Genomic DNA, 19,177 nt, shown 5'->3' with positions numbered 1-19,177 from the left:
TGTTCGGCTAGAGCATTTTTCGGCCGGGCGCGATCGCCCGGCATCGGCAAAATGCTCGAATTCAAATTTTCAGAACGTCTGAGCTATGCCTGCGAAGGCACGCGGCGCTCTCTGTCGGAATGGCCGGCTTATAGATAAATCGGCTCAATTCGTCCAGCCGCGCCGTTGAGCCGGCGCCGAAGCCGGTCACGTGAGGACTGCGTCATCCCTCCAAGTCCGACTTGAGCCGGTCGAGGATGCTGATGGCGTGGCTGGCATACTGGCTGATCCAGCGGTCGTGGATCTGCTTGATCGGCAGCGCGTTGAGATGGTTCCAGCGCTCGCGCCCCTCGCGCTTCGCCACGACCAGATCGGCCTCTTCGAGCACCTTGAGATGCATCATCACCGTGCAGCGGTCCATGTCCGGGAAAGCCTCGCAGAGCGCGCCGGTGGTCTGCGGCTGATCCTTCAGCCGGTCCAGCAGCTCGCGCCGGCGCGGATGCGCCAAGGCCTTGAAAACATGGTCGTCTGCGGTTTGGCTTGACACGTTATATTTCTATAACATATCGTTTGGGCGATCAAGGAAGGAGCTGTGGATATGTCTCTTGGATTCAGGATTTCCGGGCGCATCGGCAAACCGGTCGCCGAGGTCTTCGACGCGGTCGTCAATCCGACGAAGCTCAGCGGCTATTTCACCACCATCGGCGGCGCCTCCGCCCCATTGGTAGCCGGCACCACCGTGACCTGGTGGAAGACGGTTCCGGTCGAGGTCGACGAGGTGACCAAGGACAAACGCATCGTGCTGCGCTGGGATGCGACCGACGCCGAAGGCAAGCCAGCCTACAAGACCCGCATCGAGATGAATTTCGAGCCGCTCGACGACGGCGGCACCTTCGTCACCATCGCCGAAGCCGGCTGGCGCGAAGGCGAGGTCGGCCTGAAGAAGTCCTACCTCAATTGCGAGGGCTGGTCGCAGATGCTGGCCTGCATGAAGGCCTATCTCGAATACGGCATCAACCTGCGCGACGGCTACTATCGCGCCGAGATGAAGGGCGAGCCGGCCAACGAGACCAACATCTGAGCCGCAAGAACCGAGCCACGGGAGGACTGCCGTGAAGGTAACGCCGTTCCTGATGTTCGAAGCTAAGGCCGAGGAGGCCATGGCCTTCTATTGCGAGACCATTCCGCAGAGCCGCGTCGTCGACATCACGCGCTACGGTCCAGGCGAGGACGGGCCCGAGGGAACCGTCAAGCTGGCGCGCGCATCGATCGGCGGCACGGAGGTCATGATCTTCAATAGCCCGGTGCATCACGCCTTCACCTTCACGCCATCGGTCTCGTTCTTCGTCGACTGTTCCTCCGAAGAGGAACTGGAGCGCATCGTCGAAGCGCTGGCCAAGGACGGCGGATTCCTGATGCCGCCCGGCAATTACGGCTTCAGCCGCCGTTTCGCCTGGCTCAACGACCGCTTCGGCGTTTCCTGGCAGATCAACCTGCCCTGATGCGAAATTGGGAGAACGCCATGGAACTCAAAGAGAGCCCCATCGCCGAAGCCGGCATGCTGATCCGCCGGCCCGTCGCCGACGTTTTCGCGGCGATTGTCGATCCGACGATCACCACGAAGTTCTGGTTCACCCATTCCAGCGGCCGGCTGGGCGCGGGCAAGACGGTTCAATGGGAGTGGCGCATGTACGGTGTCTCGACGACCGTGGAGGTGAGCGAGATCGTCCCCAACGAAAAGATCGTCATGCAATGGAGCGAGCCGCCGACCACCGTCGTCTGGACTTTCACCCAGATGCCCGGCGACACGACCTTTCTCGAAGTTAGCAATTTCGGCTTCGCGGGCTCCGGCGACCAGCAGGTGCAGCAGGCGATCGGCTCGACCGGTGGCTTCTCGCTGGTGCTGGCCGGCGCCAAGGCGTGGCTGGAACAGGGGCTGATGCTCGGCCTGATCGGCGACCGCCATCCCAAGGGCCTAAAATGAATTCGTCATGCTAGGGCGGAGCAAGGAGCGAAGCGACGCGCGCAGACCCTAGCATCCATGCCGTGACGCCGACGTTTCGCCGCGTCTCGAGATGAAACGCCAAAAAATCCGACAGCTGACCTTCAGCCGTAACACAATTCTGCTCCGCCGCATTATTCGGCGTGGGTAAAGGCATGGATTCTAGAGTCTGCGCTCCGCTTCGCGTCGCTCCGCCCTAGAAATGACGAAGGTGTGCCAGCATCAGTGCCCGCTGCCCGACCTCTGCTTCTTGCGGTGCCGCGCCAGCATGTTGAGGCCTTCGACCAAGGCGGAAAATCCCATGGCGGCGTAGATGTAGCCCTTGGGCACATGATAGCCCATGCCGTCGGCAATCAGCGTCATGCCGATCATCAGCAGGAAGCCGAGCGCCAGCATGACGATGCTGGGGTTCCTGGCGATGAAACTGGCAAGCGGTCCGGCCGCCAGCATCATCGCGCTCACCGCCACGATCACCGCGATATACATGATGGCGATCTCGTCGGTCATGCCGACGGCAGTGATGATGGAATCGATCGAGAAGACGAGGTCGAGCAAAAGGATCTGGAAGATCGCGCCGGCAAGGCTCATCTGCAGCGCACCCCCAACCATCGTATCCTGATGATCCTGCGGGTCGACCGTGTGGTGGATTTCCTTGGTCGCCTTCCAGACCAGGAACAGGCCGCCGGCGATCAGGATCAGGTCGCGCCAGGAAAAGCCGTGCCCGAACGCCGTGAACACTGGCGTCGTCAGTTGCACGATGATCGAGATGGTGGCGAGCAGGATGAGGCGCATCACCAGCGCCGCCGAGATGCCCAGCCTGCGCGCGCGGGCGCGCTGCGCTTCCGGCAGCTTGTTGGTGAGGATCGAGATGAAGATCAGATTGTCGATGCCGAGCACCACCTCCAGCACCACCAGCGTCAGCAGCGCGACCCACGCGGTTGGATCGGAAACGAAGGCGAAGTGCGGCGCCAGGAATTCGACAAGCTGCATGGAGGTCGTCCCCTCTACGATCTGAAGCAGGTTTTCGGCGAGTTCCGCGGGAGTTAGGTGCTTGAGGTCCTCATATCAATGTCACGACCAGAAGGACGGCGCCGTTTCCTCCAGCCGCGGACCGCGACGAAACGGCGCGATCTTCTCGGCAAGACCCGTGCGGTCGGAGATCTCGACGCCGATGCCGCAGAGCGTCGCCGGCCCGCTCGCCGCCTCGAACCGGCCCTTCGGCACTTTCGAAAGGAAGCGATTGAGCGGCTCTTCCTTGTCCATGCCGAGCGAGGAATCGTAGTCGCCGCACATGCCGGCATCCGAGATATAGGCGGTGCCGCCATTGAGGATCTGATGATCGGCGGTCGGCTGGTGCGTGTGCGTGCCGACCACCAGGCTGGCGCGGCCGTCGACGAAATGCGCGAAACACATCTTTTCCGACGTCGCCTCGGCGTGGAAATCGATGACCGCCGCATCCGCCTGCTCGCCGAGCGGACAGGCGGAAAGCTCGCGCTCGCCGGCCTGGAACGGATCGTCGAGCTCGGGATGCATGAAGACGCGCCCCATGATGTTGGCGACCAGCACCCGCGCGCCGTTCCTGGCGATATAGACGCCCGAGCCGCGCCCCGGCGTGCCCTTGGGGAAATTGGAGGGGCGCAGGAAGCGCTCCTCGCGCGGCGCGAAGATCAGCGCGTCGCGCTGGTCCCAGACATGGTTGCCGGTGGTGACGACGTCGGCGCCCGCCGCCAGCGTCTCGCGAAAGATCTCTTCGGTGATGCCGAAACCGCCGGCGGCGTTCTCGCCATTGACGATGACGAAGTCGAGCTTGAAGTCGGAGATCAAGCCCGGCAGCTGTTCCCACACCGCCGTGCGTCCAGTTTTTCCGACCATGTCGCCGAGGAAGAGAAGTCTCATACGATCCTGCGCCGAAAGTCCGACAAGCAAAAGCTGCATGACTTTCCGCAAAAGATCATGCGTTTCTCAAACGCTTTTCTACAATCGAGGCGCGAACCGGCGCAACCCGCTCTCGGTGAGTATTTCCGGGATGATCACGTCGTGGTTCTCTTCCGGCACCATCGCAACTTCCTGACAGTCGAAGGCGATGCCGATCAGCCGGGGCGTCAGCCCCTTGTCGGCCAGCCTGGCGATCGCCCGGTCGTAATAGCCGGCGCCGTAGCCGATGCGGTGGCCGCGCGCGTCGAAGGCGGCAAGCGGCACCAGCATCAGCGAGGGGTCGAGCACTTCGGCCTCCTCATGCGGCCCGACCGTGCCGAAGCCCATCTCGACCATCGGCGCGCCGTGCACCAGCTCGCGGAACACGATCGTGGTCTTGTCGAGGATCGCCGGCAGGCAGAGCCTGGCTCCCTTTTCGCGCAGCACGAACATCAGCGGCCGCACGTCGACCTCGGAGCGCATCGGCCAGAAGCCGGAGACGATTTGGCCCGGCTCGACGGCGATCTCGGCCTTCGCGGTCTCGGCCATTTCGAGAGCGATCTCCACCCGCCAGAATTCATCGAGCGCATCGCGGCGCGCCAGCGCGTCCTTGCGAAGCTGTTTTTTCAGGTCTTTGGATGAGGTCATAGGCGGACGCTAGAAAAGATCGAGCTTGGACGGCGTTGCAGGAACGACGTTTTCTAGCGTAATTCCAGGAAAGTGCGCAGCGCTATTCCGACCGGAATTGTGTCAAAACAGAGAGCAGGCGCAAGTCTCCCGAGATCGGGCTACTATGCACATCTTCTGTGACTGGCGTGACTGATCCGGCCGAGGCTTGATTGCCGTGTGGTTCCCCCAATCCGTCGCTGCTTCGCAGCGCCACCTTCCCTCTCCGGAGGGAAAGGAAGGGAGCGCTGCTGGACGAGCGCTGGCGGCAAAAAGCCTGGCGCCCTTCCTCTACCCCGTCGATCGGGGGAGAGGTGGCTCGGCGAAGCCGAGACGGAGTGGGGGTCGACCAGCGCTGCGTTGGACAATGCATGTGCCAAGCTGCTACGCCCGCCATCGCCAAAGACCGGCCGATTGGAAATGTGCGCATGCCGTAGCCGAAATCGGGAGAGTGACGATCCACACAACCGGTGGAGAGGTCGATCCCGGGTGCCTACAAAGTAGGTGGGCGCCGTGTGAGAAAACCCACGGGTCTTCCCAGGGACAGCTCCCTAAGGATCGATAAGGCCCCGGGGATAAGTTTCTCCTGCCGGGAAGCGCAGACCGCCGGCGCCAATATAGGCCGACGGCTGGCCGAGCGCCAGAAGGATAGCCGGCCGAACGCCGGCAAAATTTGCGTCAGGCACCTTGCGGCGTTGCTATGCCTTGCACAGGCCGGGCGGCGTCCTTACGGTCGCGGCCGAACGATCAGGAGAAAAAATGCGCTTCGAAGGCACCGCGGCCTATGTCGCCGACAAGGATCTGATGGTGGCGGTCAACGCTGCGATCGCGCTGGAGCGACCGTTGCTGGTCAAGGGCGAGCCGGGTACCGGCAAGACGGAACTCGCCCGCCAGGTGGCGGCGGCGCTCGATCTCGATTTCATCGAATGGAACGTCAAGTCGACCACCAAGGCGCAGCAGGGCCTCTACGAGTATGACGCGGTCTCGCGGCTGCGCGACAGCCAGCTCGGCGACGACCGTTTCAGCGACATCAGGAACTACATCAAGCGCGGAAAGCTCTGGGACGCCTTCGCGGCGCCGAAGAAGGTCGTGCTTTTGATCGACGAGATCGACAAGGCCGACATCGAGTTCCCCAACGATCTGCTGCAGGAGCTCGATCGGATGGAGTTCTTCGTCTACGAGACCGGCGAGACCATCCGTGCCGAATTTCGACCGATCGTCATCATCACCTCGAACAACGAGAAGGAATTGCCGGACGCCTTCCTGCGCCGCTGCTTCTTCCATTATATCCGCTTCCCCGACATCGAGACGCTGCACCGGATCGTCGACGTGCACTATCCTGGCATCAAGCAGAACCTGGTGCGGGCCGCGCTCACCCAGTTCTACGAGATCCGCGAAGTGCCGGGGCTGAAGAAGAAGCCGTCGACCTCCGAGGCGCTCGACTGGATCCGTCTGCTGGTCGCCGACGACATCGCGCCGGAAGATCTGCGCGCCGACCCCAAGAACGCGCTGCCGAAACTGCATGGCGCGCTGCTGAAGAACGAGCAGGACGTGCATCTGTTCGAGCGCCTGGCCTTCATGGCCAGGCGGCAGGGATGAAGCGCGGTTCTCGCATCTGGCGCCTAAAGCATGTCTCCCGAAAGTGGGGAGCGAATCTGAAAGATCGCGACGCGCTTTAGGCCTCCGCCGTGCTCCGGGCCGAGCTCTTTCCTGCTGAGAGGGAGCTGCCCGGGCCGAAGATGACGAAGCCGATGACCGACAGCAGAAGCACGCCGATTCCGCTATAGAGCATGACCCAGCCAAAGCCGTTGACCAAGGCGGCGTGAACGATCGCGCCGGTCGGATCGAGAGCAGCGAGTTCCGGCGAGGCTTGCGTCAGACCATCGAGATTGCCTCCGGCAATCCTTTCCGCCAGCAAGCGCAGTTCATTCCCATCGATGGCGGCTCCGAATGCGGCGCGCAGATGGGAAACGATGCCTTGCGTCAGCAGTTGCCCGAGCACGGCGATGTTGATGGCTAAAGTGATCAGGCGAGCGCTGATGTCGATGCCCGACGCCATGCCCGCGCGATCGGGCGACACCGATCCGGTCGTGGTATGGGTGGTCGGCGAATTGGTCAGGCCGATGCCTATGCCGGCGATCAGCGTGCCGGGCAGCATGGTCAGCCAGTTGGCCCCTTCGAGCCCGGATCCTATCCGCATGGCGATGAAGCCGATCCCCAATGTCAGCAGCCCAAGCGGGACCGCGACCCGAGCCTGATAGCGGGCGCGCAGACGCTCGGCGATCGGCGGCATCAGCATGAAAGGGAGCGTGTAGGCGAGCAGCAGCAGGCCGGTCGTGGTGCTGTCGTAGCCGAGAACGCCCGAGAAATAGATCGGCAGGTAGATGATGAACGGCCAATAGCTGAAATTCATGCCGATGGCGCCCATGATCGCGCCCGAGAACTGGCGGATGCGGAACACGGAGAAATCGAACATCGGATAGGAACTGATCCTCTCCGCGACGAGGAACGCGATGAAGGAGACGGCCGCCGCGGCCGTTACGCCGATACGAACACCCAAGCCGAGCTCTGCCCCTTGGGTGATCAGATAGGAGAAACCGAATACCGCGAGCGAGAGCGTCAGCATGCCGGCCCAATCGAGCTTCTGGGCATTGCGGTCGCGCGATTCCGTGACCCCGGCGCCGATGAAGGCCAAAGCGAGGACCGCGAGCGGCACGTGGATCAGGAACACCCACTGCCAGTTCGACAGCGCGACGATCAATCCGCCGATCGCGGGCCCGAAGCCGAGGCCGATGCCCGAGACGACGCTCCAAGCGACGAACGCCTTGCCGCGTTCGCGGCCGTCCTGGAACTGATGCGACAGCACCGCGACGCTGCAGGTCAGCATCGCTCCGCCGGCGAGGCCTTGCAGGAAGCGCGCGACGATCAAGAGCGGTGCGCTCGGCGCAAGGCCGCAGAGCAGCGAGGCGAGCCCGAAGGCGACAGTGGTGGTCACCATCACCCGTTTGCGCCCGAAACGGTCGGCCACCGTTCCCGTTGCCATGAGGACGGTCGTGCAGGCAATGGTGTAGGCGTTCATGATCCATTGCAGGTCCTTGAAACTGGCCGCAAGCACGCTTTCCAGCTTCGGGAGGATCACCGGCACGCTGGAGATTTCGAGGCCGAACAGCAGCGAGGCAAGGCAAACGCCCGTAAGCGCGATGGTGTTTCGATGAAACGTCATGTCGATCACTTTCAGTCTGAGCCTTGAGGGATGGGCACCACTTCAACGGCGGTCGCCGAGGACATAGAGGAGGCTTGACCATAAAAAAAGGCTATGCGTAACTATTTCAGAAATGACAAAATGGAATGCACCAATGACCAGCCTTGACGTCGATGCCGTGCGGACCTTCGTGATGGTGGCCGACTTGCAGAGCTTCACGCGCGCGGCCGCCGCGCTCGGCAGCACACAGGCGACGATCAGCGTCAAGCTGCGCCGGCTGGAGGAGAAGCTGGGCGCGCGTTTGATCGAGCGAACCCCGCGTCGCGTGAGCCTTTCGGCAAGGGGAGCCGTCTTCCTGCCTGCGGCGCGCGAGTTCCTCGCCGCTCATGAGCGTGCCATGGCCGAGTTTTCCACCGCACCGTGCCGCCTTGCGCTCGGCTTTGTCGACCACGTCGCCGGACCGGAGCTTTCCGTGCTTCTGGCGCAGCTTCACGCGCATGATCCGTCGCTCGCGCTCAGCATGAGGATCGAGACCTCCTCTCTGCTGGAGGAAGCCTTCGATCGCGGCGAGCTGGATGCGGTAATCGTCCACCGCGAAAGCGACCGCCGGGGCAAGACGCTCTCGCGCACGCAATATGGCTGGTTCGCCGCGCCCACATTCGAATGGCGGCGCGGGACGCCGCTGCGCCTGGCGCTGTTGAGCACCGCATGCACCTGTCCGGATCGTCTGAGAGCGATCGAGGCGCTGGACAGGGCAGGTATCGCCTGGGACGAGGCTTTCCTGGGCGGCGGCGGCAAAGCCGTCAACATCGCGGTGTCCGCGGGTTTTGCCGTTGCCGCGCTTGCCCATCGCGTCGTTCCTCACGGCCTGGTCGATGTCGGCCGCAAGCTGGGCCTGCCGCCAATTCCGTCTTCCGAGATCGTCTTGCATTCGCACGCCCTGGCGCCGCGGGCGCGAGAGGCGCTCAACATGCTCGCCGCCGCGTTTCGCGAGTACAATTTGCCGCCAGGATAGGGCAAAGGAGTCTCCTGGCCCTGATTCCATTGCGGGGTTCAGGCTTCGGAGGAGAATGAAATGTCCCAGATCACCGTCCGCCCGCTCGCCCAGTCCGATCACGCCGACTGGCGCCGCCTGTGGACCGCATACCTCACCTTTTATGAGACCAAGCTGCCGGACGCGGTTTACGACGTCACTTGGAAACGCCTCTTCACGCCAGGCGAGTTCGAGCCGAAAGGGTTCATCGCCACGCTCGACGGCAAGGCCGTGGGCCTGACGCACTATCTCTATCACCGCTCCTGCTGGTCTGAGGTCAACAACTGCTATCTGCAGGACCTGTTCGCCGACCCCGATGTGCGCGGCAAGGGCATCGGCGCTGCCTTGATCAGAGCCGTGCAACAGGAGGCCGGCAAGATCGGCGTGAGGAACGTCTACTGGATGACGCACGAGGCCAACGCCACCGCGCGCCGGCTCTATGATCATGTGGCAAGGCGGACGGGCTTCATCGAATACGATCTTTTGTGAAGAGGAGGTTGATACTGCTCTCATTGCGCAATATATTGCACATTGAAAGACGATCATGCCGCTGATTGAAGCCAATACGCGCAAGATCATTGCGAGGCTGATGCGCGACGGCTGGACGAATAGCGGCGGCGGCAAGCACGACAAATACGAGCACCCGGATAAGCCGGATGTGACGATCATCGTGCCACGGCACCGCGAGCAATCTCCAGGTGTTGCGCGCTCGATCGCCAAGCTTGCCGGATGGATTTGAGGCTTGACCACATGATGCACTTTGTCGGAGTTCTGGACGGCGCGGACGATGTCTGGGGAATTCGGGTCCCCGACCTCCCAGGTTGCCACGGTGGCGGCGCCAGCCCCGAGGAGGCTATTGCCGATGCAACGTCGGCGGTTCGCGAATGGGCTGAAACCCGGTTGGCAAAGCACCTCCCGCTGCCCCAAGTGCGAACTGTGGCCGAGTTGCTTCGATCAGGTGAGATCGATAGCGCTGCGGGTGAATCCGCCGTCATGATCCCGCTGCTGATCGATTCCGGCCGACCAGTACGTGCAAATCTGTCGTTGGACGCGGGCCTGCTCGCGGCGATTGACGCCGAAGCGAGCCGCCGGGGTCTGACACGCTCTGCCTTCATCGCAAGCGCCGCACGAGAAAAGATCGAGGGGCACAGATAACATCCCAGCCATGTTCATCCCCTTCTTCCTGGAACTGAAGGCCGCGCGGGTTCCCGTTTCGCTCAGGGAATATCTGTCGCTGCTGGAAGGCCTGGAAGCGGGATTGGTCGACTATGACGTCGAGGGTTTCTACTACCTCGCTCGCTCGGCCCTGGTGAAGGACGAACGCCACATCGACCGCTTCGACCAGGTCTTCGCGCATGTCTTCAAGGGCGTCGAGGCGCTTGCCGGACCGGATGCCGTCGACGTCGCCAATATCCCCGAGGAATGGCTGCGCCGGCTGGCCGAAAAGCATCTGACCGACGAGGAGAAAAAACTGGTCGAGGCGCTGGGCGGCTTCGACAAGCTGATGGAGACGCTGAAACAGCGTCTGGAGGAACAGAAGGGCCGGCATCAAGGCGGATCGAAATGGATCGGCACCGGCGGCACCTCGCCCTTCGGCGCCTATGGCTACAACCCGGAAGGCGTGCGCATCGGGCAGCACGAAAGCCGGCATCGCCGTGCGGTAAAGGTATGGGACAAGCGCGAGTTCAAGAACTTCGATGACGCGGTCGAGCTCGGCACCCGCAACATCAAGGTGGCGCTGAAGCGCCTGCGTCGTTGGGTGCGCGAGGGCGCCGCGGAAGAGTTCGACCTGCCCGGCACGATTCATGCCACCGCCGAGCATGGCTATCTCGACGTCAAGACGCGACCCGAGCGCCGCAACGCGGTGAAGCTGTTGATGTTCTTCGACGTCGGCGGCTCGATGGACGATCACATCAAAAGCGTCGAGGAATTGTTCTCGGCCGCCCGCGCAGAATTTCGCCAGCTCGAATATTTCTACTTCCACAACTGCCTTTACGAGCGCGTCTGGAAGGACAATCGACGGCGGCTCGCCGAGACGATCCAGACCTTCGACCTGCTCCACAAATATGGGCCGGACTACAAGGTGATCGTCGTCGGCGACGCCTCGATGAGCCCTTACGAGATCGCGCATCCCGGCGGCTCCGTCGAGCACTGGAACCCGGAAGCAGGCGGCGTTTGGCTCGCGCGACTTTTGCAGCAATGGCCGAATGCCGTCTGGCTGAACCCGGAAGCCGAGAAGAACTGGCGCTACACCCATTCCATCGCCATGATCAGCGACATCTTCGGCGGCCGCATGTTCCCGCTCACGCTCGCCGGGCTCGAGGCGGCAACGAAACAGCTTTCGCGCAAGCATTGATCGGCAGGCTCGGCCGCCAAAATTCAGGTCAGGCCGAGTCGAAAATGGTGGCCTCCGAGAACCGGAGCGGAGCGTACTTGAAGTACGTGAGCACCGGAAGCGCAGGAGGCCGCCATTTGCAGGCCGGCCTCACCTGAATATAGTTGTAACAAATGCCTATGTTCGTGCGAATACAGGCTGCCAACCAACAACGAGCCGCCAAGGCCGAGGAGATTTCATGGACACCCACGCCTATCCCGTCACCCGCACCGACGCCGAGTGGCGCGCCCGGCTGACGCCGGAGCAGTACGCCGTCATGCGCAACCACGGCACCGAGCGCCCCGGCAGCTGCGCTCTGCTTTACGAGAAGCGCGCCGGCACTTTCTTCTGCGTCGGCTGCGACCAGCCGCTGTTCGAATCCAAGCTGAAGTTCGAGAGCGGAACCGGCTGGCCGAGCTTCAACGACCCCGTCCCGGGTTCGATCGAGACCACCGTCGACCGCAGCTACGGCATGGTCCGCACCGAATGCCACTGCTCGCGCTGCGGCAGCCATCTCGGCCACGTCTTCGAGGACGGCCCGCCGCCGACCGGCTTGCGCTACTGCATCAATGGGGTGGCGTTGCGCTTCGAGCCGTCGGCCTGACCGGCGCCCTGACCAACACTCCAAAAGGGCGGCTTCGGCCGCCCTTTTCCGTCCCTACTTACACGACGACAGTCGCGATCAGCCAGAGCGCCGAGCCCAGCATCATCAGTTGGGCCTTGCACCCGCCGGTCCGTTCCGCCGTCCGCCAGACGGCAAGGCTGAGGAAGATGTTGCAGGGAACGGGGAGGAAATGCGCTGTTAGAACCAGCCAGAGCGGCAGCTTCAGCCCGAGCAGGACGAGCGCCGCCCCCGACGAGGCGATGTTGATCGCCGTGCCGGCAAGCAGCATGTCGCGCCAGAACAGCCGGTCGAGCGGTGCTTGACCTTGCCAGCGCATGCGCAGGAAGCCCGCCGCCTCGCGGTCGGTCTTCGCCGGCGCGGCGCCTTCGAGCTCAGGCTTGCCCATCAATCGAGCCTCATGGAACCACACGAAAGTTTCGAACCCGCATGTCGCAATATCCGGCGCAGACGAAACAGAAACTGACTGCCAAAACACGTATCATCACGAAGCCGTGACCCACATCGTGTTCTGTCATTTGCACACGCAACACAGAGGGGTTCGAAATGAGCGGTCAAGTCTACAACGTTCTTTTTCTCTGCAACGCCAACTCGGCCCGCTCGATCATGGGCGAGGCCATTCTCAACCGGCTCGGAGCCGGCCGTTTCAAGGCCTATTCGGCCGGCGCGAACCCCAGCGGCACCGTCAACCCATACACGCTTCAGCTGCTGGAGAGCCTGAACTACGATACGGCCTTCGCCCGCTCGAAGAGCTGGGACGAGTTTTCGGGGCCGGGCGCACCGGAGATGAACTTCATCTTCACCGTCTGCGACAGCGCGGCGAACGAAAGCTGTCCGGTCTGGCCCGGTCATCCGATGACGGCGCTTTGGGCGGTGCCGGATCCGGCCAAGGCCGCCGGAAAGGACGCCGAGCAGCATCTGGCCTTTGCCGATGCCTTCCGCATGATGGCCAACCGCATCGGCCTGTTCGTAAACCTGCCGATAAATTCGCTCGACCGCATGGCGCTGCAGCAGCATCTCGAAGAAATCGGCCGCAACCAGTCACGAGCGGGTTGAGCCTCGGCGAAGCGGTGGCTCTACGACCGGGCTTCGTCGCCAAGAACCGCGACGATAGCCTGCTCGAAGCGCGAGCATTCCGTCACCAGCCAGTCGGCCATGGCCGGCCAGTTGTCCTCGGCGAAGCAGTTGACCCGCCACTGCGAATTGATGCCGAGGTTCTGCGCGCTCTGCTCCGGCCGGAGCTTCAGCCGCGCCTCGATCGCCGGCTGGAACGGCTTCAGCCGCGTCCAGACTTCCGTCGCGCCGAGCTTCTCGTTGCGGCCGAAGAAGACGCCGACCACGTTCTCGCTGGGTGCGACATACATGGAAAGCACCAGAGCGAATTCCGGCAGCCCGCGCTGCCAGAACCAGGGTCCTCGCCTTGCCAGCCGGGACCTTTCTTCCGGATGACGCTCGGCGAACAGCGCCCAGAAGCCGCGATGGCGGAACTCCGAAGCGCGATGGCCGCCGAAGTCGAACTCACTCATGGCCGGCTCCCGGCCATGAACCTCAGACCATGCCGAGAGCGGCCTTGTAGAGATCCAGGATGGACTCCTCCTCCTGGCGCTCGGCCTGGTCCTTCTTGCGCAGCCTGATGATGGTGCGGATCGCCTTGGTGTCGAAGCCGGTGCCCTTGGCCTCGGCATAGACGTCCTTGATGTCGTCTGAAATCGTCTTCTTCTCTTCCTCGAGCCGCTCGATGCGCTCGATGATGGCGCGCAGCTGGCCGGCGGCTACAGTCTGGCTGGTCTCGGTGATCTCGTCGGCCATTTTTCTCTCCGCGTTTTTTTGCGCCACGGCGATTCCCGCCCCGGCAAAATTGGAGCGGGTTCGATGCCCGAGCAGGCGCGGCGGGTCAAGACATTATCGCTGCGGCATGAAGGGTTGCTGCCAGCCGAGGACGCTCGATCCCGGCAAATGGCGACGAGCCAACGCGTAGCACCGGAAGCGCAGGAAGACGGCGTTTGCACGCCGGTTTCACCTGAATATCAACACACCTATCCGAAGGCGATCAGCAGATCCTTGGCATCGATCTGGTCGCCCGCCTTGACCAGCACCTCGGCGACCACGCCGTCGCGCTCGGCGTGCAGCGCCGTCTCCATCTTCATCGCCTCGATCGACAAGAGCACGTCGCCCGCCTTGACCGCCTGGCCGGCAGTCACGGCAAGCGCAGAGACCACGCCCGGCATCGGCGCGCCGATATGCGCCTCGTTGCCCGGCTCCGCCTTGCGCCGCGCCTTGGCGGCCGAGGCGCCATGCGCGCGGTCGGGCACCTTGACGCGGCGCGGCTGGCCGTTGAGCTCGAAGAACACGGTGACCATGCCCTTTTCGTCGACGTCGCCGAATGCCTGGCAGCGCACCACCAAGGTCTTGCCCTTCTCGATGTCGACGAAGATCTCGTCTTCCGACTTCATGCCGTAGAAATAGGTCGGCGTCGGCAGCACGCTCACCGGGCCATAGGTTTCCTGCGCGGCGGCAAAGTCGGTGAAGACCTTCGGATACATCAGCCAGGAGGCGAACTCGAACTCGTTGAGCTTGCGCTCGAGCTTTTCCTCGATTTCCTTGCGGCTGGCCTTGAGGTTAGCCGGCTTGAGCAGCGAGCCCGGCCTGACCGTGATCGGCTTCTCGCCCTTCAGCGCCTTCTTCTGCAGCGCCTGCGGCCAGCCGCCGGGCGACTGGCCGAGATCGCCGCGCAGCATCGACACGACCGAGTCCGGGAAGGCGATGTCCTTGGCCGGGTTCTCGACATCGGCGACGGTGAGGTCCTGGCTCACCATCATCAGCGCCATGTCGCCGACCACTTTCGACGACGGCGTCACCTTGACGATGTCGCCGAACATCAGGTTGACGTCGTGATAGGCCTGCGCCACTTCGTGCCAGCGCGTTTTCAGTCCAAGAGAGCGCGCCTGCTCCTTGAGATTGGTGAACTGGCCGCCCGGCATTTCGTGCAGATAGACTTCCGAGGCCGGCCCCTTGAGGTCGCTTTCGAAGGCGGCGTACTGGTTGCGCACCGCTTCCCAGTAGAAGGAAACGTGGCGGATCCACTGCGGATCGAGGCCGGGGTCGCGCTCGGTGCCCTTGAGCGCCTCGACGATCGAGCCGAGGCAGGGCTGCGAGGTGTTGCCGGACAAGGAATCCATCGCCGCGTCGATGGCGTCGACGCCGGTTTCGACCGCCGCCAGCACCGTCGCCGCCGACAGACCGGACGTGTCATGCGTGTGGAAATGGATCGGCAGGTCGGTCTCCTCGCGCAGCGCCTTGAACAGCACCCGCGCCGCCGACGGCTTCAAGAGACCGGCCATGTCCTTGACGGCGATGATATGCGCGCCGGCCGCTTCCAGTTCCTTCGCCAGCCCGACATAGTATTTGAGGTCATACTTTGCGCGCGCCGGATCGAGGATGTCGCCGGTATAGCACATCGCGGCTTCGATCAGCCTGCCCTCGGCGCCCACCGCGTCCATGGCGACGCGCATGTTCTCCACCCAGTTCAGGCAGTCGAAGACGCGGAACAGGTCGACGCCGCCGGCAGCCGCCTGTTTGACGAAGTGCTGCACGACGTTGTCGGGATAGTTGGTGTATCCGACACCGTTGGCGCCGCGCAAAAGCATCTGCAGCAGAAGGTTGGGGGCTGCTTCGCGCACCCGTGACAGCCGCTCCCACGGATCCTCGGTGAGGAAGCGCATGGCAACGTCGAAGGTCGCACCGCCCCAGCATTCCAGCGACAGCAGCTGCGGCAGCGCCCGCGCATAGGTGCCGGCGATGCCGGCGATGTCATAGGTGCGCATGCGGGTGGCGAGCAGCGACTGGTGGCCGTCGCGCATCGTCGTGTCCGTGACCAGTACCTGGTTCTGCTCGCGCATCCAGGCCGCGAACTTCTCAGGCCCGAGCGCATCGAACCGCTGCTTGCTGCCATCCGGCACCTTGCCGTTGAGATAGGGCACGACCGGTGCCGCCGCATCGGCCTTGGGCATCGGCCGGCCGCGCGTCTCCGGATGGCCGTTGACGCTGACGTCGGCGAGGTAGTTGAGCAGCTTGGTGGCACGGTCTTGCCGCTTCACCTGCTGGAACAGCTCCGGCGTCGTGTCGATGAACTTGGTGGTGTAGGAATTGTCGGCGAAGCTCGGGTGATTGATGATCGCTTCGAGGAAAGTGAGGTTGGTCGCCACGCCGCGGATGCGGAATTCACGCAGCGCCCGGTTCATGCGCGCGATCGTCTCGGCCGGCGTGGGAGCCCATGCCGTCACCTTTTCGAGCAGCGGGTCGTAGAAACGAGTGATGACCGCGCCGGAATAGGCGGTGCCGCCGTCGAGGCGGATGCCGAAGCCGGTGGCGCCGCGATAGGCGGTGATGCGGCCATAGTCCGGAATGAAATTCTGCTCCGGGTCCTCTGTGGTGATGCGGCACTGCAGCGCGTGGCCGTTGAGCCTGATGTCCTTCTGCGCCGGGACGCCGGATTCCGGCGTGCCGATGGCGAAGCCGTCGAGGATGTGGATCTGCGCCTTCACGATGTCGATGCCGGTCACCATTTCGGTGACCGTGTGCTCGACCTGGATGCGCGGGTTGACTTCGATGAAGTAGAATTTGCCGGTGTCGGCGTCCTGCAGGAACTCGACGGTGCCGGCGCCGATGTAGTTCGTCTCGCGCGCGATCTTCAAAGCGTAGCCGCAGAGCTCCTGGCGCAACTGGTCGCTGAGGTAGGGAGCCGGCGCGCGCTCGACGACCTTCTGGTTGCGGCGCTGGATCGAGCAGTCGCGCTCGAACAGATGCACGGCATTGCCGTGTGTGTCGCCAAGCACCTGCACCTCGACATGGCGGGCGCGCTCGATCAGCTTCTCGAGATAGACCTCGTCCTTGCCGAAGGCGGCCTTGGCCTCGCGCTTGCCCTCCATAACTTCGCGCGCAAGGTCGGCTTCCGCGCGGATGGCGCGCATGCCGCGGCCGCCGCCGCCCCACGAGGCCTTCAGCATCACCGGATAGCCGATTCCCGCGGCGAGCTTCTTCACCGCTTCCATGTCGTCGGGCAGCGGATCGGTGGCGGGCACCACCGGCACGTCGACCTCGATCGCCAGGTTGCGCGCGGCGACCTTGTTGCCGAGCCGGCGCATCGTCTCCGGCTTCGGCCCGATGAAGGTGATGCCGGCGGCTGCGCAGGCCTCGGCGAATTCCGGGCTCTCCGACAACAGGCCGTAGCCTGGATGGATGGCATCGGCGCCCGACAGCTTGGCGACGCGGATCACCTCGTCGATCGAAAGATAGCTTTCGATCGGCCCCATGTCCTTGTTGAGATGCGGTCCCCGCCCGACCTGATAGCTCTCGTCGGCCTTGAAGCGGTGCAGCGAATATTTGTCCTCTTCCGCCCAGATCGCCACGGTTTTGAGGCCGAGCTCGTTAGCCGCGCGAAAGACGCGGATGGCGATTTCGGACCGGTTGGCGACGAGGATCTTCGTGATTGCCAAGGACTGGGCTCCAGCAGCGGAAGGTGAGATGAAAGCAGCAATGATTAGCGTGAAAATGCTGCAGCGCAAACAAAATCGCGCGACACCTAAAACGATTTAAATCGTTCGTTTGCGCCAAACCGCCGCTTATCTCCCGTCCTGCGGTTCAAGGAACGATTTGCGGGCACGCTCATGAGGGTCGGCTCGGCCGGGCGGTGAGAACGCAGCCGCCAATAAAAATGCCCGGCGCAGAGCGCCGGGCATCTCGAAAAGTCGGCTGCTATTTGCCGGCTTATTTCTCGAAGTAGCTGTACTTGCCGTCCTCGCCCTTCTTCCATTCGTAGATGACATAGTCCGGACGGGTGATGTCGCCCTTGGAGTCGTAGCCGATCTCGCCGATCGCCGTCTTCCACGGACCGCCGGACTTGATCACGTCGGCAACCTTCTGCGCGTCGTCGGCCGAGCCGACCTTGGCGATGGCCTGAGAGATGATCTGGATCGCGGCATAGGAGTAGAGCGTGTAGGCTTCCGGCTCGAAGCCGGCGGCGCGGAACTTCTCCACCACTTCCTTGGCGGCCGGATTCTTGCGCGGATCCGGAGCGAAGGTGTTGAGCGTACCGGCAACGGCGTCGCCGGCGATCGAGGCCAGCTCGTTGGAGACGATGCCGTCGCCCGAGAACAGCGGCGCCTTCAGGCCCTGGTCGGCCGACTGGCGGATGATCAGGCCGGCTTCGGTATGCAGGCCGCCCCAGTAGATCAGGGTGACGCCGTTTTCCTTCATCTTGGCGATCAGGGCCGAGAAGTCCTTGTCACCGACGTTCACGCCTTCATACATCACTTCCTTGATGCCGCCGGCGTTCAGGTTCTTCTTGGTCTCGTCCGCGAGGCCCTGGCCGTAAGGCGTCTTGTCGTGGATGATGGCGATCTTGGCGTCCTTGAAGTTCTTGGCGATGTAGTCGCCGGCCACCTTGCCCTGCTGGTCGTCACGACCGCAGGTACGGAAGGTGTTCCACAGGCCGCGCTCGGTGAGCTTCGGATTGGTCGCGGCCGGCGTCATGACGAGGATGCCGTTCTCGGCATAGACTTCCGACGCGGGAATGGTCACGCCCGAGTTGAAGTGGCCGTCGACGAACTTGACGCCGTCAGCGACGAACTTGTTGGCGACCGAAATGCCCTGCTTGGGGTCGGAGACGTCGTCGCCGATCTCGAGCTTGAGCTGTTGGCCATTGATGCCGCCCGCCGCGTTGATGTCGGCGACCGCCTGTTCCGCGCCCTTCTGCAGCTGCGCGCCGAAGGCGGCGTTCGGACCGGTGATCGGACCGGCGACGCCGATCAGGATGTCGGCCCACGCGCTGCCGCTGAACGCGATGAACGCGGTCAGCGCCACGGCGGACAAGAGTGATTTTTTCATTGAAACGCTCCCATTTACGGAGTGGGCGTGGATGATACTTTCATGCGATGCCCACCCTTATCGCAGAAAGCATAGAATGCCGATTTTCAGGCACTTGTCACGTCGATTCATTCCCCTGAACGACGTTAATCATGAACCTCAACCCTTCGGCTTCCAGCTCAATAAGGAAGCTCTTTCGTAGAGCCAGTTATATTGTGTGACCATCTGGTTGGTACGCGTGTATTGATAGCCGAGGAAGCCCAGCACCATCAGCACGATGGTATCGACGATATAATAGTGCAGCGAGAACATCGTGCCGTCGAACAGCGCATGATGGATGAACCTTACCCCGATGCCGAGGCCAAGCATGTAAAGAAACAGGCGGACGTGGGTGCCCCAGGTCTGGGCCACGGCTTTGCCGGTCATCCAAGCCGCCCCGCCGCCGAGCAGCCAGGTGACGAACAGAAAATGCCAGATCGAGGCTTCTTCGTAGAGAATACCCATGATGATGAAGACCTCTC

General features: G+C 63.0%; 22 protein-coding genes and 1 other RNA gene. 11 read left to right on the top strand and 12 right to left on the bottom strand.

What is annotated here, in order from left to right:
- Positions 1 to 202 precede the first annotated feature (202 nt).
- Complete coding sequence (locus QAZ22_RS07800) at positions 203 to 526, bottom strand: helix-turn-helix domain-containing protein (RefSeq protein ID WP_278206099.1); 324 nt, start codon at positions 524 to 526, stop codon at positions 203 to 205.
- A gap of 51 nt (positions 527 to 577) precedes the next feature.
- Between QAZ22_RS07800 and QAZ22_RS07795 the strand changes: the two genes are divergently transcribed.
- From QAZ22_RS07795 to QAZ22_RS07785, 3 genes are read left to right on the top strand one after another with little or no spacing between them, the layout of a single operon-like run.
- Entirely contained in the window at positions 578 to 1,060 is a 483-nt protein-coding gene (locus tag QAZ22_RS07795) for an SRPBCC domain-containing protein (RefSeq protein ID WP_278077793.1), read from the top strand.
- Between the two features lie 52 nt (positions 1,061 to 1,112).
- Positions 1,113 to 1,481 carry a VOC family protein gene (locus QAZ22_RS07790; RefSeq protein WP_278207794.1) on the top strand — a complete coding sequence of 123 codons (369 nt, stop codon included), beginning with the start codon at positions 1,113 to 1,115 and terminating at the stop codon, positions 1,479 to 1,481.
- Between the two features lie 20 nt (positions 1,482 to 1,501).
- Complete coding sequence (locus QAZ22_RS07785) at positions 1,502 to 1,963, top strand: SRPBCC family protein (protein ID WP_278206098.1); 462 nt, start codon at positions 1,502 to 1,504, stop codon at positions 1,961 to 1,963.
- A gap of 240 nt (positions 1,964 to 2,203) precedes the next feature.
- On the opposite strand, the gene QAZ22_RS07780 is transcribed toward QAZ22_RS07785, so the two are convergent.
- From QAZ22_RS07780 to ssrS, 4 genes are all read right to left on the bottom strand, one after another.
- Positions 2,204 to 2,971 carry a TerC family protein gene (locus tag QAZ22_RS07780; protein WP_278206097.1) on the bottom strand — a complete coding sequence of 256 codons (768 nt, stop codon included), beginning with the start codon at positions 2,969 to 2,971 and terminating at the stop codon, positions 2,204 to 2,206.
- Between the two features lie 81 nt (positions 2,972 to 3,052).
- Positions 3,053 to 3,877, bottom strand: coding sequence for a YmdB family metallophosphoesterase (locus QAZ22_RS07775; protein WP_278206096.1), 825 nt, complete (start codon positions 3,875 to 3,877; stop codon positions 3,053 to 3,055).
- 78 nt (positions 3,878 to 3,955) lie between these two features.
- Positions 3,956 to 4,543, bottom strand: coding sequence for a 5-formyltetrahydrofolate cyclo-ligase (locus tag QAZ22_RS07770; protein ID WP_278206095.1), 588 nt, complete (start codon positions 4,541 to 4,543; stop codon positions 3,956 to 3,958).
- Between the two features lie 470 nt (positions 4,544 to 5,013).
- Positions 5,014 to 5,169: non-coding RNA, 6S RNA (gene ssrS, locus QAZ22_RS07765), on the bottom strand.
- Between the two features lie 151 nt (positions 5,170 to 5,320).
- Between ssrS and QAZ22_RS07760 the strand changes: the two genes are divergently transcribed.
- Entirely contained in the window at positions 5,321 to 6,160 is an 840-nt protein-coding gene (locus tag QAZ22_RS07760) for a MoxR family ATPase (protein WP_278206094.1), read from the top strand.
- 76 nt (positions 6,161 to 6,236) lie between these two features.
- On the opposite strand, the gene QAZ22_RS07755 is transcribed toward QAZ22_RS07760, so the two are convergent.
- Positions 6,237 to 7,784, bottom strand: coding sequence for an MFS transporter (locus tag QAZ22_RS07755; protein ID WP_278206093.1), 1,548 nt, complete (start codon positions 7,782 to 7,784; stop codon positions 6,237 to 6,239).
- A gap of 133 nt (positions 7,785 to 7,917) precedes the next feature.
- Here QAZ22_RS07755 and QAZ22_RS07750 point away from each other — a divergent pair, with 133 nt between their 5' ends.
- The 6 genes from QAZ22_RS07750 to msrB all read left to right on the top strand — a co-directional run bounded on the left by QAZ22_RS07750 (position 7,918) and on the right by msrB (position 11,774).
- Positions 7,918 to 8,778 carry a LysR family transcriptional regulator gene (locus QAZ22_RS07750; protein WP_278206092.1) on the top strand — a complete coding sequence of 287 codons (861 nt, stop codon included), beginning with the start codon at positions 7,918 to 7,920 and terminating at the stop codon, positions 8,776 to 8,778.
- Between the two features lie 60 nt (positions 8,779 to 8,838).
- A complete protein-coding gene (locus QAZ22_RS07745; protein ID WP_278206091.1) occupies positions 8,839 to 9,285 on the top strand; it encodes a GNAT family N-acetyltransferase in 447 nt (148 codons plus the stop codon).
- 55 nt (positions 9,286 to 9,340) lie between these two features.
- On the top strand, positions 9,341 to 9,535 hold the full coding sequence (locus QAZ22_RS07740; RefSeq protein ID WP_278206090.1) for a type II toxin-antitoxin system HicA family toxin: 195 nt from the start codon (positions 9,341 to 9,343) through the stop codon (positions 9,533 to 9,535).
- Between the two features lie 11 nt (positions 9,536 to 9,546).
- Complete coding sequence (locus QAZ22_RS07735; RefSeq protein WP_278206089.1) at positions 9,547 to 9,951, top strand: type II toxin-antitoxin system HicB family antitoxin; 405 nt, start codon at positions 9,547 to 9,549, stop codon at positions 9,949 to 9,951.
- A 10-nt stretch (positions 9,952 to 9,961) separates the two neighbouring features.
- Entirely contained in the window at positions 9,962 to 11,152 is a 1,191-nt protein-coding gene (locus tag QAZ22_RS07730) for a VWA domain-containing protein (protein ID WP_278206088.1), read from the top strand.
- A 217-nt stretch (positions 11,153 to 11,369) separates the two neighbouring features.
- Entirely contained in the window at positions 11,370 to 11,774 is a 405-nt protein-coding gene (gene msrB / locus QAZ22_RS07725; RefSeq protein ID WP_126080718.1) for a peptide-methionine (R)-S-oxide reductase MsrB, read from the top strand.
- Between the two features lie 58 nt (positions 11,775 to 11,832).
- Here the strand turns inward: msrB and QAZ22_RS07720 are convergent, their stop codons facing one another.
- Entirely contained in the window at positions 11,833 to 12,180 is a 348-nt protein-coding gene (locus QAZ22_RS07720) for a hypothetical protein (RefSeq protein ID WP_278206087.1), read from the bottom strand.
- 158 nt (positions 12,181 to 12,338) lie between these two features.
- Between QAZ22_RS07720 and QAZ22_RS07715 the strand changes: the two genes are divergently transcribed.
- A complete protein-coding gene (locus QAZ22_RS07715; RefSeq protein ID WP_278206086.1) occupies positions 12,339 to 12,848 on the top strand; it encodes an arsenate reductase ArsC in 510 nt (169 codons plus the stop codon).
- Positions 12,849 to 12,868: 20 nt separating this feature from the next.
- Here the strand turns inward: QAZ22_RS07715 and QAZ22_RS07710 are convergent, their stop codons facing one another.
- The 5 genes from QAZ22_RS07710 to QAZ22_RS07690 all read right to left on the bottom strand — a co-directional run bounded on the left by QAZ22_RS07710 (position 12,869) and on the right by QAZ22_RS07690 (position 19,163).
- Positions 12,869 to 13,318, bottom strand: coding sequence for a hypothetical protein (locus QAZ22_RS07710; RefSeq protein ID WP_278206085.1), 450 nt, complete (start codon positions 13,316 to 13,318; stop codon positions 12,869 to 12,871).
- 22 nt (positions 13,319 to 13,340) lie between these two features.
- A complete protein-coding gene (locus QAZ22_RS07705; protein WP_278077776.1) occupies positions 13,341 to 13,601 on the bottom strand; it encodes a DUF2312 domain-containing protein in 261 nt (86 codons plus the stop codon).
- 227 nt (positions 13,602 to 13,828) lie between these two features.
- Entirely contained in the window at positions 13,829 to 17,287 is a 3,459-nt protein-coding gene (gene pyc / locus QAZ22_RS07700; protein ID WP_278206084.1) for a pyruvate carboxylase, read from the bottom strand.
- A gap of 271 nt (positions 17,288 to 17,558) precedes the next feature.
- The gene (locus tag QAZ22_RS07695) at positions 17,559 to 18,677 is read right to left on the bottom strand and encodes a branched-chain amino acid ABC transporter substrate-binding protein (RefSeq protein WP_278206083.1); all 1,119 of its coding nucleotides are present in this window, start codon (positions 18,675 to 18,677) and stop codon (positions 17,559 to 17,561) included.
- 138 nt (positions 18,678 to 18,815) lie between these two features.
- Positions 18,816 to 19,163 (bottom strand): DUF6867 family protein, encoded by a 348-nt coding sequence (locus tag QAZ22_RS07690; protein ID WP_278077797.1) that lies wholly within the window; start codon positions 19,161 to 19,163, stop codon positions 18,816 to 18,818.
- Positions 19,164 to 19,177 lie beyond the last annotated feature (14 nt).

Source organism: Mesorhizobium sp. WSM4906 (assembly GCF_029674625.1).
Lineage (GTDB): Bacteria > Pseudomonadota > Alphaproteobacteria > Rhizobiales > Rhizobiaceae > Mesorhizobium.
Note: the sequence above shows the minus strand (reverse complement) of the source record. Positions and strands in the feature narration are given on the sequence as shown.

What these genes read in the sequence shown, in the direction of transcription:
- QAZ22_RS07755 (WP_278206093.1), bottom strand. Translation starts at nt 7,784, where the DNA reads ATGACGTTTCATCGAAACACCATCGCGCTTACGGGCGTTTGCCTTGCC.
- QAZ22_RS07785 (WP_278206098.1), top strand. Translation starts at nt 1,502, where the DNA reads ATGGAACTCAAAGAGAGCCCCATCGCCGAAGCCGGCATGCTGATCCGC.
- QAZ22_RS07770 (WP_278206095.1), bottom strand. Translation starts at nt 4,543, where the DNA reads ATGACCTCATCCAAAGACCTGAAAAAACAGCTTCGCAAGGACGCGCTG.
- QAZ22_RS07790 (WP_278207794.1), top strand. Translation starts at nt 1,113, where the DNA reads ATGTTCGAAGCTAAGGCCGAGGAGGCCATGGCCTTCTATTGCGAGACC.
- QAZ22_RS07695 (WP_278206083.1), bottom strand. Translation starts at nt 18,677, where the DNA reads ATGAAAAAATCACTCTTGTCCGCCGTGGCGCTGACCGCGTTCATCGCG.
- QAZ22_RS07715 (WP_278206086.1), top strand. Translation starts at nt 12,339, where the DNA reads ATGAGCGGTCAAGTCTACAACGTTCTTTTTCTCTGCAACGCCAACTCG.
- QAZ22_RS07780 (WP_278206097.1), bottom strand. Translation starts at nt 2,971, where the DNA reads ATGCAGCTTGTCGAATTCCTGGCGCCGCACTTCGCCTTCGTTTCCGAT.
- QAZ22_RS07745 (WP_278206091.1), top strand. Translation starts at nt 8,839, where the DNA reads ATGTCCCAGATCACCGTCCGCCCGCTCGCCCAGTCCGATCACGCCGAC.
- QAZ22_RS07750 (WP_278206092.1), top strand. Translation starts at nt 7,918, where the DNA reads ATGACCAGCCTTGACGTCGATGCCGTGCGGACCTTCGTGATGGTGGCC.
- QAZ22_RS07775 (WP_278206096.1), bottom strand. Translation starts at nt 3,877, where the DNA reads ATGAGACTTCTCTTCCTCGGCGACATGGTCGGAAAAACTGGACGCACG.
- QAZ22_RS07760 (WP_278206094.1), top strand. Translation starts at nt 5,321, where the DNA reads ATGCGCTTCGAAGGCACCGCGGCCTATGTCGCCGACAAGGATCTGATG.
- QAZ22_RS07735 (WP_278206089.1), top strand. Translation starts at nt 9,547, where the DNA reads ATGATGCACTTTGTCGGAGTTCTGGACGGCGCGGACGATGTCTGGGGA.
- QAZ22_RS07740 (WP_278206090.1), top strand. Translation starts at nt 9,341, where the DNA reads ATGCCGCTGATTGAAGCCAATACGCGCAAGATCATTGCGAGGCTGATG.
- QAZ22_RS07795 (WP_278077793.1), top strand. Translation starts at nt 578, where the DNA reads ATGTCTCTTGGATTCAGGATTTCCGGGCGCATCGGCAAACCGGTCGCC.
- msrB (WP_126080718.1), top strand. Translation starts at nt 11,370, where the DNA reads ATGGACACCCACGCCTATCCCGTCACCCGCACCGACGCCGAGTGGCGC.
- QAZ22_RS07710 (WP_278206085.1), bottom strand. Translation starts at nt 13,318, where the DNA reads ATGAGTGAGTTCGACTTCGGCGGCCATCGCGCTTCGGAGTTCCGCCAT.
- QAZ22_RS07720 (WP_278206087.1), bottom strand. Translation starts at nt 12,180, where the DNA reads ATGGGCAAGCCTGAGCTCGAAGGCGCCGCGCCGGCGAAGACCGACCGC.
- QAZ22_RS07705 (WP_278077776.1), bottom strand. Translation starts at nt 13,601, where the DNA reads ATGGCCGACGAGATCACCGAGACCAGCCAGACTGTAGCCGCCGGCCAG.
- QAZ22_RS07730 (WP_278206088.1), top strand. Translation starts at nt 9,962, where the DNA reads ATGTTCATCCCCTTCTTCCTGGAACTGAAGGCCGCGCGGGTTCCCGTT.